The organism is Nitrosopumilus zosterae (assembly GCF_025998175.1).
Taxonomy (GTDB): domain Archaea; phylum Thermoproteota; class Nitrososphaeria; order Nitrososphaerales; family Nitrosopumilaceae; genus Nitrosopumilus; species Nitrosopumilus zosterae.
Genome location: NZ_AP026695.1, coordinates 1,030,139 through 1,043,557, shown reverse-complemented (window position 1 = coordinate 1,043,557; position 13,419 = coordinate 1,030,139). Strand labels below are relative to the sequence as shown.

Below are 13,419 nucleotides of genomic sequence, written 5' to 3'. Positions count from 1 at the left end.
GACCAAAAATAGGCATAATCCAGGCATGGAAATTCAGGTTTATTGGTGTATGAGATGTGATATTATTTTGAGGATTCAGAAATCGCAAGTCCATAATAAAATCAACTCAATACGTGTATTGATGTTTAAAGATAGATACGCTAAAGATAATAAATATGGGGAAAATTTCTAATTCATACAATATGACAAAAAGTTCTACATATGACAATGAATTATTCAAATCTGAATTACTATATTATGTCAAATCTATGAAAAAAAGTGATTTCAAAACATCAAACATTTTGGCAAATAGAATTATGACAAATGCTTGGTTTTTCGATAATCTGAATTATGGTATTGTTGGCTTCCAATTACGTCAATTTGCCCTAGATGCATTAAACTCATCACGTGTGAATAATACTAACGGTGCTAAACAAGTAACCAGTGAGGCATCATCTTTTTCAGATTTTATTATAACTCAATTATCTTCTGGAAAATTCAATTTGACAGAACTTTGGACAAAATTCAATATTCAAAGAGAAAAATACAGAAAATCCCTATTGCCACCAGAAGAAAAAGACGTGTATCCATCAAATCCTGATTTTACAAATGCAACATTTTCAAAAATTCTGGAAATTTTAAACAGACGAAAAGGAGATGTTACATTTGTAACAAACAATCTTCTTAAAGGAATTTTAAATGAATTAAACAGAACTGCAAGAACTTATGGAACAAAAATCAATGAAACCTATTTGTGGTGTTTAATCATAATGCTTGAAAGAGTAGATGATTACATTGCAATTACTGCTGTAGATAAAGTAGATTTTGAAAAAAGAACCCGAGAAGAAATATTACCATTAATTGAAGAAGTTTTGAAAATTTTTGAGAAAGGAGCAGATCCAGACTCTGTAAGTAAATTGCTTTGGAAAATGATCGCTACCTGGAGAGAGTCTTTTATTAGATTCTTAGAACCTCGACCAAATCCTCAGCCATCATTACAGTTTACACCTCAAGAACAAGCAAAAGAAGAAATAATTGATGAGTTTGTTGAAGGTATAGAAGGAGAACTCGTTAAAAAATGAGCCAATACAGATCAATTCAAAAAATAATTCTAAAAAATCTTCCAGAAGTACAACAAATGCCATCTCAAAAACGTAAAAAAGTTCTAAAAAATTTTCTAAGAGGAATAATTACAGAAGTTGTTAAAAAAGTAAATTTACCAGACCCATTAGAAATAAAATCAAAAATCATCAAAGAACAATATCTGGATAAACGTAGACCAAAAGGGCATAAAAAAGGAGAATGGAAATTAGATTACAATTTATGGCGTATGCTTTACGAGGCAAAACTTGAATTGAATATGAGAATTGATCAAAATCAAATTCAAGAAGTTGGAAATATGATAAATTATGCTGATTATTCTTCATATGATAATGGATATCTGGATAATGGAGATTCCCTATCTCAGTTAATTCAGGCATCAAATTCCACAACTACTGCAAAACAAACCCACATACTTAGAATGGATGAATCTTTGGAAAAGAAAACAGTCAACAATAGAACTTATCAAAAGTTTGTAGGGGCAATAGATACTGCACTTAGAACTCAAAGTACCATAAAACTTGGTCAAGCGAACTTTTACCTATATGAGAAAACTGATCTAGAAAACAATAGATGGTTAAAACTGATTCTTGATGTTGAAATTCTTCACGATTCATTTGAAAACAAAATGACGAAATGGGAGATGTTGAGAAATGTAATTGACACCGAAATCAAAACCATCGATATCGATAAGAATTCTGATGAATTGGATATTCTGAAAAAATCTTTCTATATCAATATGGTATTTTGAAATGTTTTCTCCTGATGAATTTTTGACATTTGTAAAAACCATACGTAGAAAAAATGAATTACAGACAGAAGCAGGTGTTAGAACCGCATTAAATAGATGTTATTTTTCATCACTAGTTAAAGCAAAAAACCATTTGGAGAGTAAGGGTAATAATTTCTCAAATAACGAAGAGATGCATAAAGAGATTATTGAAAAAGTGAAAGAAGCAAACGAAACAATGGGTGATAAATTAAACACGTTATTGGAAATGAGAAACAAAGCAGATTATGATATGGAGTTTAATGGAGATTCAGGATTGATTTCACCAATATATGGTATGTCTAAATCATTTAATGATAAAGTATCTTCAAAATTATAAATTCATTTTTTGTCTAAATCTTTAATATTTTCATCCATCGCACTTGTTCTCAAATCTAATTTTGCAAGTACATCAACAATCTCTTCTTGAGTTCTTTTATCATAAAAAAATAACCATATTGATATCACTAATGCAATACTAACTTGAATAACTAGTATTTGAGAATTAGATAAGTTATCCAAAATGTTATCTGAAATAAAAAATGCAACATAAGAAATTCCTATCCAAACAACAAAAAAACCCACCATGATCCAGGTAGATATTTTTCTGGGTAATCTAACTAACACATTTGGTTCTGATTCTAACATTTTAATCTCAAGATTATTAATTCCTTGAAGATTATTTTCAAGAATTTCCTTTGAATCAGATGTTGGAACTTTGAGAACATATCTAATTTTAGAATCTTTTGAGTCAATCCTTTTGTTCGTAGATTTTGAATATAATGAAGAAATTTTTTCTAATGTTTCTTTTTCATGTGTTTTGTTTATTTCAATCACTGCACTAAATTTAGTCATATGCTGAACTATGTGATTCAATTATTAAATTATGAATTTTTTTAAAAATGTCATTTTTTAACTTAAAAGTACAATTAGGCATAATTTGGGAAGATTATTCTGAAAACACCATGTTTATTTGGTCAAATGCTGTCAAATATTGATTTTTCTAGAAAAATTAGGCATGAACTTTAATAGAAAAATCATATTTTCGTAATTATGAGTAAAAAGCCTTATTTTTTTGAGAAAGATCAAAAAATAAAATTTCAAAAGAATGATTTAGATTCAAAAACCAGAATTGGCTTGTTCAATATTTTTGTCAGAGATGTGTTAGAAAAATATCATTTTAAGTATAAAACATACGGTGGTATGTGGTCTGAAAAAGATGATGGTTTCATAGCATGGAAAAATTTTTGGATAGTATTTTTAGAAAAATCTATTTCAGATATTAGTGTAAACCATGAATCTGTTCTAGATGTATTGGAAGAAATCTTTACTAATTCTGAACATAAATTTCTACTAAGTATCTTTGAATATGAGTTAAGAAAAGATCATCTGCTAGAAGATCAAAAAGATACTTTATCTGATCATGTAAACAATTTTCTTAAAAAGAAAAATGTTGGTTATCGAATTGTAGGTGATGAAATTTCTATTATCACTAGGGAAGAAGAGATTGTTTCACTTAACAAATCATTCAACACTCCAATAGATATTGTTAATACGTATATGAAAAAAGCAAATAAATTATTAACTCAAGATAATCCTGACTTTGATGGCTCCATAACTAATTCAATACATGCAGTTGAGTCAATATGTAAAAAAATTACAGGGGAATCCAATACAACTTTAGGACAGGCTCTTAAGATAATTGAAAAAGAAAGTAAAATAGAATTGCCCACTCCATTAAAACAAGCATTTGATAAAATTTATGGTTGGTCTAGTTCTAATTCAGGAGTTCGTCATGGCTTGTCAGAAATTCCTAAAGATAAATTGGATTTTGAAGAAGCCCAATTCATGCTAGTGGCATGCTCGGCATTTGTAAATTATCTTATTGATGAATCTGTAAAAGCAAAAATTAGTTTAGATTAGAATCATGGCAAGACGAGAAGTATTAATGACTGGGTTATCATTATTTCTTGCTATAGTTGTAGGTATTTTGATGGATTGGGATTTTAAAAAAATTGATTCTAATGAGTCGTTGATATCTTATTTTTTAATAGGGGGGATAGTCACTTCGATAATTTATGGTTTCAAACCTAGAGCAGAAAAATATTTTGAAAAAGATGAATCTAAAACACGACGTATTGAAAAAATAATCACCGAAACTAGTGCAGATAAAAGAAAAGATCTAGATGAATATTCAGGACATTTGAAAAAGGATTTTTTATCATTAATTGAATCAGAAATGGAGAACACAAACACTATTTCATATTATGATGCAATAAAAAATCTAAAAACACACAAAAAAATGCTTTTACAACATTTGTATACTTTTGAAAAAGGTGTTTTCATTTCACCTCCTATCTATACCCGATATTTTGAAGCACGAGAAACTGATGGAAAATTAGAACATATATGGTCAGAACTTAGTAATATGAGTACTCGTTTTTACACCATTGCAATAAAAGAATTCAAATCAAAGGAATTTTGGACAATTGATACAGAAAAATTATTGGGAATGATTGGAATTCCAAAAGTTACTCATTTGACTAAAAATGTCAATCTTGATAACATCCATCCAAAATCTCCAACTGAAATTTACAAGGGATCTTTTACTTATGAAGAAGACCAGAACTCATACACTAAAAAATATTTTAACATAAAATACAATGGTGAGATAGTATCGAAATCTGAATCAAAAAAAATTGCAAAAAAACTGGTTAAAATGTTGCATCAACAATGCATTTATTCATCAAAAAAAATGTTAAACATTTTAGATATGAAGAAAGAAAATGAAAAATTCATCAAACCTGCTGTACATACCATGTTTAAAGAAATTGCAGAATCTGTAAGAGTTGGAAAGCCTAAACTTGGTGTATGTGATGCTTGTATAGGATTTTATCCATTTGAACGAAAAATGCATTATCAACAATATTTGGACGAGTTTAATTCAACACCGTGGTCTTGGTCCGATGATCATTGGCATTAATTCTTTCCAAAAATTTGATGCGTCGTTAACATGATCCATATATTAAACAAAGTATGACGATATGATTAGTGATAATAACCGAGGTGAATGAATATTTCTATTCCAACTGATTCAGTAATTTTAAAAAAACTTGCATTATCTAAACAAATTTTTCAACGAGGTTTAATTCACTCTCAATCTGAAACCAATGTGGATAAATTAATGGCAGTAATCCTGTTTGATTTATCTACTGAAACAGTTCTAAATGCAATTATTACATCTATTGATTCTTCAAAAACTCCTTCAGATGGGTTTCCATCACTTCTGAATCAAGTTGAATCCATGTTAACTTCTGCAACTTTGGGAGGTATTCCAGATAGGGCAAATATTCTTCGTGTGCACAGTATTAGAAATGATGCTCAACATGATGCAAGATACCCAAATAATAGTGAAGTAAGTGATTGTCAGACATACACAAGAGATTTTTTAAAAAAAATAGTTGAACAAGTATGGGGATTAAATTTTGAACAGATTAGTTTAGCAGATTTAATTCAAAATGAAAAAATTAAAAATATTTTGAAAGATGCAGATTTAGCATTAGAAAGAAAAGAAATTCAGACTGCAATAAATGAATCCGTGATGGGGCTTGAAAAAACCCTAAGCATTGTTGGTGGGTCATTGGTTGGTGGTTCTTTGACATATCTATTTGACCAAATTGTAACCACTTCATCTTTTGATGGGATGAAAGGAAATGATGAAATTACGAGGTCATTTAAAAAAATACAAGAAACACTACGTTTTGTTTCTCTTGGGTTGGACTATTCTAAATATCTTAAATTCAAATCGATTACAGGACAACCTCTATTTACTCTGGGAAATGATAAGCCCAAAGATTTTTTTGATCAAAAGAAAGATCCTGCATTAAATGATGCCGAATTTGTAGTTGCATTTGCAATTGATTCTGTATTATTAATTGAAGAAAAAGTAGGTGATATTGACAAACCCTTTGGTAAAGATCCTGTTTGGTTTTAATATGTTGATTTTAATGATATGTGGATATTCTAAGTGTACTTTGGAATATTGTATATCTCTCTAAGTTTTGCTTTTCTTTCTGGATTCATTTTATGTTGTTTAGATTTTCTGATTAATTCCTCTGCCAATGCTGATGCATCTGATTCTCTTTTTTCAGTATTCTTTATTTGAAGATCAACTGATTTCTTTAGTTCTTCTAGTCTAGTTTGCATTTCTGACCTGATTGCTTCTGAAATGTTTGATTTCAACTCGTCATACATCATCTTGTATTGTTCTGTATCGCCATCATTGTCTAGCAGATTAGATACTTTAGAGAGAATATTGATTTTAGATGATGCTTTTGCATATTCACTTCTTGAAACCTCTGGGTATAGTTTGTCTTGTTTTTCATAGGAATCCCCAACCTTGTGCCCTATTGATAATTCACAAACATAATCAGCACACCCAGAAATAATCAAAGTTGATTTTAGTAAATCTCTAAGTTCATGTCCGTTCTTTTCACTTCTATTTTGTAATCTATTTCCTTTGATGAATTTTTGAATACCTGCTTTCTTTGCTAATCTTGGTACTACTCTAGATATCCAATTAATTGTGATTGGTTCATTCAATCTATTTGTAAATAGTGGTTTTTCAGGCTCAATAAAGTGGGATTTGTCTTTAAGGTAATTAGGGTCAATACCATTTCTTCTTGATGTTGTAACAAATGAAGAATATTTGTAATTGAGATATTCTTGAATTGCAACTATTGCATCAGCATCTAGATAACCAACATGCGTATAGTCTGTTTTGATTCTAGTAAGTTTGATTGGCACTGGACATTTTTTCAAATCCCAATTATCAAAGTCTGCATTATCAAACCATTTGATTAGTTGTTCTGCAACTTGGAAATTAAATCTGTCACCTAATGTTGATGAATCTAGTCCTCTATGAAACTTGCAAAGTACAACTGCTTTTTCTAATGGATTTGCATTTGCAAGTAACTTGTGTAAATCAGATAACGATAGTGTCGCATCTGCATTTTCTTCTTTATAATCGTCATGAACACTAAATGGATTGTATTTGAATTTGATTGGACTGTCATTCTTTTCAAAGTATGAAACTATTGCAGAATATTTTCCTAACATGTATTTTGCAGAACAATCTTTGTTTATCTCATCCATCAAATACAATTTAATAACTCTCACAAAATCTGATTCACTGTTCATTGATTCTTGATACAGATGTAAGAAATGTTCAATACCATCTAAAGTAACTCTGGTTCTTTCTTTCTTGAAAGTATCAACATCAATTTGTTTTGTAATGTTAAAGTCAAATGATTTACCATGTAACCAGTTATTGAAATAGTGTAATTGTAATGTGTAATGACGTTTGGTAGAGTTGTCATGTCCAACTTTAGTTTTCAAGTTCTTTGTCTTTGAACCTCTTAGTTGACTTGACATGTATTGGATAGTGTCTAAATTACAAAAATCTTGATATGAAATTGGTTTGGTTTCTTTGATTTGAACAATTCCCATCTCTCTGCCAAATTTCAGACTTGTAGAAACAAGACTTTGACATGCATTGAATCTGTCTTTGCTTCTTTTTGTCAGATAATCTTGGTTTTCTTCAATGAATTGCTTTGGTTGAAATTCCATTCCTTTTCTGAGTAATTTCAAACACTTGATCACTGCTGGTGTCATTTTTGGTTGACAGTGCTTTCCCAGTTCAAATTCTTCAATTACTTGATAGATTTTGGTAGGCATGAATTACCTTGAAAATTTAGTAATCGTGTAAAAGGTTTTCATTCAAACTTTTGTGAATTTAATCTTACCAAAACCAAAAACATTCCTTACACTTTGTCGGTTATACAAATCTCTTGACAACCACACATGACCCACGACGATATCGAAATTATCGGTAAAAAAGTCAAAGACATGTACGGTACATTCATGGGTAAAGTCGTTGGAACAATAACTGACATTGACGGAAGTATTCAGTCCGTTGGCATTGACTGCGGTTCTCAGGGATTACAGCAAATCCAATATGAGCAACTTGTAGTGCAAGGCGATGTTGTTATTTTTATTCCAAAATGGAGACTAGATTCTCAAAGACTCATTCGTGAAAAACAACTAACAATACGTCGTCTAAAGGCGTTGATTGACATTGTTTCTGAAAATGATGACATGAAAGTGGATGCAGAAATTATTCACGAAAAATACAAGTCAAAACTTGCATCATTAGATGAAACAGAACATGAAATCAAAGCTAAACTTGAGGCAAGATTGACAGAGTTAGATGAACAAATGAAGTCTGCAAAAATGTTATCCTTTGATGCAAAAGTACAATTCAAGAGTAATGAAATCTCTGATGCAACATTTGAGACAGTGAAAGCATGCACAACTGAAATAATTGAACATGTATCTCACGAAACAGCTGAAATCGCAAATGTAAAGAGTAGAATTGCTGACCTTGAATTAGAAGTGCAGGAGATAACTTCCCCTTCAACACCAGACATCCAAGAATCTGCCGTTTCATATCTGGAGACATCTGAACCACAACAAGTAGTTCAGTCAATACTTCCAGAAGCACCAACTGAACCAATAGTAACACATTCCGAAAAATTTGCAAGTCATTCAGAACCAATAGAAGCAGGTGTTCTACCAATACCAGAACCACCAACTAACTCTGAAACAACATTTGCATTTCCAGAACCACCTCAACAGGTGACACCAGAAACTCCAAAAGACGACAATGATAACGATTGGCTTGCTAGAATGGAAGCACAATAATTTTTTTAATTATTTTTTAACATTTAGAAAGATCTAAGTTCATACACTTTTTGTTGAATGAAACATATGATATTGGTCTTGGAAATCATGACACTGATTTAAGGAAAAAGGCCAGTTCTGATTTTTTGTCATTTTGGGATGAGCAAGCAAAAAATCTCACATGGTTTACTCCTTGGAACAAGACTCTGGAATGGAATCCTCCTTTTGCAAAATGGTTTGTTGGAGGCACAATTAATGCCTCATATAATGCCCTAGACATTCATCAAAAAACTAGATCCAACAAACCTGCTATTTTGTGGGAGGGAGAAAATGACGAATCTAGAGTCATTACTTATGGCGAAATGTTCACCCAAGTTCAAAAATTTTCAAACGTTCTAAAATCTCTTGATGTAAAAAAAGGAGACCGTGTAACTATCTATCTTCCAATGGTTCCTGAATTGCCTATTGCGATGTTTGCATGTGCTAGAATTGGTGCTATTCACACAGTAATTTTCTCAGGATTTAGCGCAGAATCAATCAAAGACAGAATTGCTGATTCACATTCAAAAGTGGTTATTACAGCAGATGGCGGATATAGACGAGGAAAAGTTGTCCCACTAAAGGAAGTAGTTGATGAGGCAATCAAAGATTTTGATTTTGTCAAACACGTTGTGGTTCTAGAAAGGACAAAAAATAAAATTCCTGTTTCATCAAAAGACAAATTTTGGAGTGATTTGATGAATGATGCTCTGGAGTCATGTGATGCAGAAAAATTAGATAGTGCGCATCCTCTTTACATTTTGTATACTTCTGGCACAACTGGAAAACCTAAAGGAGTACTGCATGGAACAGGAGGATACCTCACACATTTGTATTCTACTTTCAAGTGGGCATTTGACATTAAAGATTCTGATGTCTTCTTTTGTACTGCTGACATTGGTTGGGTCACAGGTCACAGCTATGTTGTATATGCACCATTTCTACATGGTGCGACTCAGATAATGTATGAAGGTGCACCTGATTTTCCTGATGCAACTAGAATGTGGGATATCTTACAAAAATATCGTGCCACCATTTTCTACACCACACCCACAGCTCTGAGAATGTTTATGAAATTTGGGGATGAAATTCCAAACTCTTTTGATCTTTCATCTTTACGATTACTAGGAACAGTAGGTGAACCAATAAATCCTGAAGTGTGGAAGTGGTATTTCAAAACCATAGGAAAAGAAAAATGTCCTATCATTGATACTTGGTGGCAAACTGAAACTGGCGGCATGCTCATTTCTTCTTTACCTGGCTTGGAGACAATTCCTCTGAAACCAGGTTCCGGTACACTCCCAATCCCTGGCGTAGATATTGATGTAGTTGATGAAAATGGAAATAGTGTATCCACTAACACTAAGGGTTATCTTGTTATCAAAAATCCATGGCCTGGAATGCTTTTAACACTATGGGGCGATGATGAAAAATACAAAACCGTGTATTGGTCAAAATATGAAAACTGTTACTATCCTGGAGATTATGCGTTAAAAGATGAAGATGGATATATGTGGTTATTAGGTCGTGCAGATGACGTTTTAAAAATTGCAGGACATAGAATCGGAACTGCAGAGCTTGAGAGCTGCATTGTATCTCATCATGATGTTGCAGAGTCTGCCGTATGTGGAATTCCTGATGATGTGAAGGGTGAAGTAATAGTCGCATTTGTTGTTTTGAAACAAGGAATTGTTGATTCAAAAATATTGGAAAAAGAAATCTCTGATAAAATAAGAAATGATATTGGGGCAATTGCTACACCAAAACAAATCTATTTTGTTTCAAAACTTCCAAAAACACGCAGTGGCAAAATAATGCGTAGATTACTAAAAGCAATTGCAAAGAATGAAAAAATTGGTGATGTAAGTACTTTGGAGGATGGCGCAGCAGTTACCGAGGTACAAAATGCATTTGATGAAATTCAGAATTCAATAAATAACAAGCCTAAATAATTTATTTTAATTCTGCAAGATTCACTTCTAATAACATTTCAAACATTTTTTTGAGTCCATCATACTCTGACTTTGAATTCTCATCTAATTGATCATACTCTTTCTCTTTAATTTCATCTAGTCTGTTTTTTGCATCTTTAAAAAATTCTTCATACTCTTTTATCTTTTCACTATTCATTTGGGTAAGATCAAAAATTACCGTATTACTGCCAAGCAGATTATTATTTTCATCATATATGCTTGTTGCCTGAAGCAATCCTGGAAATGTACTTCCATCCTGTCTTTTGAAAGTAATTTTTCTATCTGTGACTTTTCCTGTCTCAAACCATGATTTCAGTGACTCATTCATTGCTTCCCATGAGTCTTTCACTACGTGTTCAAAGATTGATCTACCTAAAATCTCTGATTTGGCATATCCTAAATTTGCAGCATATGTTGAGTTGCAATCCAAAATGATCCCTATTGAATTTATTCTTCTCCACATCACTGGCGCGTCTTTTAGAGTCTTTCTTGCTTCTGTCTGAGGCATTTTTTTAGATAATTAAAACTAGTAATTAAACTAAAAAATCTAGAAACAATTTCTTCAATTCAGACATGTGACAAATTATTGAAATGCATGTAAGAACAATAATTGTAAAAAATAACTCAACAGCATTTGCTATTACATTGTCAAAAACTGCTTAAACTGAAACCGCTGGTTGGATCAGAAAATTTCCATTACTTTTTTCAGAGTTTGACTATTCAAAAAGAAAAGAGATGTCAAGATAATGTGGTGGATAACTTGCATTTTTCTGCAGTTCGTAATATCATAACTATAATGTGGTTTTTCTTGAATCAAATCTGATTCTATGATTTAAGATTCTAAACCATGCCTAGTATTTTGTAATAAAAAATAGAATGATTACAACAGTTATTCTAATGTGTCTGGTTTTTGTATGTCTAAGTGGTACAGTATAATACATTAAATAATCTTTGATTTCCGATTACTGAAATCTTTTATCTTACAAACACTAACTTGTAATGGTGTTTCAGAAGATAATCCTGTTTGTATGGGGTGTTCAATAGTGGCAAGAGCTTATGTTTTAATGAATTGTAATCTTGGTTCTGAAAAAGAGGTAATATCATCATTGAAAAAAGTAGCCGGTGTGAGGGAGGCACATGGTACGCTTGGCCTTTATGATGTTATTGCACAAATTGAGTTAGATACTGAAGAGAAAATTCAACAAACAGTAACGCAAACCATTCGCAGGATGCCAAAAATTCACTCCACTATGACTTTGACTCGTTCAGAGTCAGGGGAATTGTTTCAAGCATCTGAGAAATTAATTGGTGCGATGCTTGGACAAAACATCATCCAGGCTTATATTGTGATTCATTGCATCAAAGGTGAAGAATATGCCGTTTTGAAGAATCTCAGTCATATTCCCGAAGTCAAAGAGGCAGATGTTGTTTTTGGATTGTATGATGTGATTTGTAAGGTAGAGGCATCAAATAGTACGATATTGGATCATGTCATTACAAAGGCAATCCGAAAAATACCTGACATCATTTCGAGTATCACATTGCATGTTGTCCCAGAACAAGATTCTTGACTATCAAATAACCAAAACATGAAATCTTGAACCATTTTTGAAATTTGATTAGAGCCTCACAAACCTTGGTTCTTGGAAAATAAGCGAATTTAATTTTTTAAAATTTTGTAGAATTGTTTTATCACAATTAGTCAAACTATGAAAGTATAAAAGATGAAATTGTTATCTAAAACCACTGATCTAAATTCTGACTCTTTTTTTCCAATGCTTTTTTTAATCTGTTTAGCGTGGATTGTATTCTCTCTTCTGAAAAACTTCTCTCATTTACCAAATAGTTTGTCAATCCTTCATAGTCCACTTCATTGAAAATAATCTCCTCAACGTCTGCCACTTCTGGATTGAGAAATATCTTTCTGATTTGCTCAAAATCAATTTCTTGTAATTGCTCTTGGATTTGTGGAATGTCCTCTAATCTTGAATGTTGTTTTATCATTTTTAGTGCAGTCTTTGGACCTATTCTCTCAAATCCATTTGGATTAAAATCAGTACCAATTAATATGCCAACATCAATCAACTCTTCTCTTGTCAATCCTAGTGTTTGAAGTGTTTTTTCTGTTTCAATGATTTCTGGAACTATGTCGATGTATGTATTTCTATTTGGAATTTTTCTTCTTCCACTGTTGGTGAAATTTCTTATCAATCTTTTTGCTCCACACAAAATAGAGTCAAAGTCTTGGCTTGCTGAAGCATATGCCTGCCCTGTGTTTGTAAGATGTGCAGCCGTTGCCTCTCCTTCTGATGGCGCATCAATATATGGAATGCCAAAATATGTTAGGATCTCTTTTGATTCTTTTACCATCCCGTCTTTCATGCTGGTAGTTTGCTGTGCATATTTTCTTGCATCTTCCATATTTCCTGCAGCTATCGCTTTTTCATATTTTACAGTCGCATCCTTTTTGATTTGTTTTCGGCGCTCAATCTCTGCTGTTTTCAAAGATGGGGGTTTTCCATCAAATACATAAACTGGCTTTATTCCCAGGGATAGAAAATTCACATTCCTATAAAGCAACCCACTTAGATGACTAGTAATTCTGCCTTCAGAATCTGATAGCTGTAATCCGTCTGGTCCTCTAATGCTTGCTAAAAATTGATAGATTGCATTGTATGCATCAATAGCAATAACCTTTGTTGAAAATGCTTCAAGCGTTGTTTTCTCTCTTACTACCAAGTCTTTTAGGTTTAAACCCATTGGGATTTCTTGTAAATTTGTTCTATTTTGTGTTTATCTTTTAGATGTGATCGTTTT

13 protein-coding genes are annotated in these 13,419 nt (G+C 32.0%); 9 read left to right on the top strand and 4 right to left on the bottom strand.

The genetic code is table 11. The features are described from left to right. Positions 1-155: 155 nt before the first annotated feature. From OO712_RS06380 to OO712_RS06370, 3 genes are read left to right on the top strand one after another with little or no spacing between them, the layout of a single operon-like run. A complete protein-coding gene (locus tag OO712_RS06380) occupies positions 156-1,061 on the top strand; it encodes a hypothetical protein (RefSeq protein ID WP_109876021.1) in 906 nt (301 codons plus the stop codon). Next, on the top strand, positions 1,058-1,831 hold the full coding sequence (locus OO712_RS06375) for a hypothetical protein (protein WP_109876020.1): 774 nt from the start codon (positions 1,058-1,060) through the stop codon (positions 1,829-1,831). Before OO712_RS06380 ends, OO712_RS06375 begins: the two co-directional genes overlap by 4 nt. A gap of 1 nt (position 1,832) precedes the next feature. Further along, a complete protein-coding gene (locus OO712_RS06370) occupies positions 1,833-2,189 on the top strand; it encodes a hypothetical protein (RefSeq protein WP_109876019.1) in 357 nt (118 codons plus the stop codon). A 2-nt stretch (positions 2,190-2,191) separates the two neighbouring features. Here the strand turns inward: OO712_RS06370 and OO712_RS06365 are convergent, their stop codons facing one another. Next, on the bottom strand, positions 2,192-2,704 hold the full coding sequence (locus OO712_RS06365) for a hypothetical protein (protein WP_109876018.1): 513 nt from the start codon (positions 2,702-2,704) through the stop codon (positions 2,192-2,194). Positions 2,705-2,902: 198 nt separating this feature from the next. Here OO712_RS06365 and OO712_RS06360 point away from each other — a divergent pair, with 198 nt between their 5' ends. The 3 genes from OO712_RS06360 to OO712_RS06350 all read left to right on the top strand — a co-directional run bounded on the left by OO712_RS06360 (position 2,903) and on the right by OO712_RS06350 (position 5,843). Further along, positions 2,903-3,772 (top strand): AbiJ-NTD4 domain-containing protein, encoded by an 870-nt coding sequence (locus tag OO712_RS06360; protein ID WP_109876017.1) that lies wholly within the window; start codon positions 2,903-2,905, stop codon positions 3,770-3,772. Between the two features lie 4 nt (positions 3,773-3,776). Next, positions 3,777-4,832: a hypothetical protein gene (locus OO712_RS06355; protein ID WP_109876016.1), complete on the top strand. Its 1,056-nt coding sequence runs from the start codon at positions 3,777-3,779 to the stop codon at positions 4,830-4,832. 87 nt (positions 4,833-4,919) lie between these two features. Beyond that, on the top strand, positions 4,920-5,843 hold the full coding sequence (locus OO712_RS06350) for a hypothetical protein (protein ID WP_109876015.1): 924 nt from the start codon (positions 4,920-4,922) through the stop codon (positions 5,841-5,843). Positions 5,844-5,872: 29 nt separating this feature from the next. Here OO712_RS06350 and OO712_RS06345 read toward each other — a convergent pair whose 3' ends face one another. Next, a complete protein-coding gene (locus OO712_RS06345; protein ID WP_109876014.1) occupies positions 5,873-7,585 on the bottom strand; it encodes a site-specific integrase in 1,713 nt (570 codons plus the stop codon). A 126-nt stretch (positions 7,586-7,711) separates the two neighbouring features. Here OO712_RS06345 and OO712_RS06340 point away from each other — a divergent pair, with 126 nt between their 5' ends. Together OO712_RS06340 and acs are read left to right on the top strand one after the other, a co-directional pair. After that, positions 7,712-8,611, top strand: a complete 900-nt coding sequence (locus tag OO712_RS06340; protein ID WP_109876013.1) for a CdvA-like protein — start codon at positions 7,712-7,714, stop codon at positions 8,609-8,611. Between the two features lie 53 nt (positions 8,612-8,664). Then, positions 8,665-10,581, top strand: a complete 1,917-nt coding sequence (acs, locus tag OO712_RS06335; protein ID WP_109876253.1) for an acetate--CoA ligase — start codon at positions 8,665-8,667, stop codon at positions 10,579-10,581. 1 nt (position 10,582) lies between these two features. On the opposite strand, the gene OO712_RS06330 is transcribed toward acs, so the two are convergent. Then, a complete protein-coding gene (locus OO712_RS06330) occupies positions 10,583-11,110 on the bottom strand; it encodes a PAS domain S-box protein (RefSeq protein WP_109876012.1) in 528 nt (175 codons plus the stop codon). A 535-nt stretch (positions 11,111-11,645) separates the two neighbouring features. Between OO712_RS06330 and OO712_RS06325 the strand changes: the two genes are divergently transcribed. After that, on the top strand, positions 11,646-12,173 hold the full coding sequence (locus OO712_RS06325) for an Lrp/AsnC ligand binding domain-containing protein (RefSeq protein ID WP_109876252.1): 528 nt from the start codon (positions 11,646-11,648) through the stop codon (positions 12,171-12,173). A 166-nt stretch (positions 12,174-12,339) separates the two neighbouring features. Here the strand turns inward: OO712_RS06325 and fen are convergent, their stop codons facing one another. After that, on the bottom strand, positions 12,340-13,362 hold the full coding sequence (fen, locus tag OO712_RS06320) for a flap endonuclease-1 (protein WP_109876011.1): 1,023 nt from the start codon (positions 13,360-13,362) through the stop codon (positions 12,340-12,342). Between the last annotated feature and the right edge of the window lie 57 nt (positions 13,363-13,419).

What these genes read in the sequence shown, in the direction of transcription:
- OO712_RS06355 (WP_109876016.1), top strand. Translation starts at nt 3,777, where the DNA reads ATGGCAAGACGAGAAGTATTAATGACTGGGTTATCATTATTTCTTGCT.
- OO712_RS06360 (WP_109876017.1), top strand. Translation starts at nt 2,903, where the DNA reads ATGAGTAAAAAGCCTTATTTTTTTGAGAAAGATCAAAAAATAAAATTT.
- OO712_RS06330 (WP_109876012.1), bottom strand. Translation starts at nt 11,110, where the DNA reads ATGCCTCAGACAGAAGCAAGAAAGACTCTAAAAGACGCGCCAGTGATG.
- fen (WP_109876011.1), bottom strand. Translation starts at nt 13,362, where the DNA reads ATGGGTTTAAACCTAAAAGACTTGGTAGTAAGAGAGAAAACAACGCTT.
- OO712_RS06345 (WP_109876014.1), bottom strand. Translation starts at nt 7,585, where the DNA reads ATGCCTACCAAAATCTATCAAGTAATTGAAGAATTTGAACTGGGAAAG.
- OO712_RS06375 (WP_109876020.1), top strand. Translation starts at nt 1,058, where the DNA reads ATGAGCCAATACAGATCAATTCAAAAAATAATTCTAAAAAATCTTCCA.
- OO712_RS06350 (WP_109876015.1), top strand. Translation starts at nt 4,920, where the DNA reads ATGAATATTTCTATTCCAACTGATTCAGTAATTTTAAAAAAACTTGCA.
- OO712_RS06380 (WP_109876021.1), top strand. Translation starts at nt 156, where the DNA reads ATGGGGAAAATTTCTAATTCATACAATATGACAAAAAGTTCTACATAT.
- OO712_RS06365 (WP_109876018.1), bottom strand. Translation starts at nt 2,704, where the DNA reads ATGACTAAATTTAGTGCAGTGATTGAAATAAACAAAACACATGAAAAA.
- OO712_RS06340 (WP_109876013.1), top strand. Translation starts at nt 7,712, where the DNA reads ATGACCCACGACGATATCGAAATTATCGGTAAAAAAGTCAAAGACATG.
- OO712_RS06370 (WP_109876019.1), top strand. Translation starts at nt 1,833, where the DNA reads ATGTTTTCTCCTGATGAATTTTTGACATTTGTAAAAACCATACGTAGA.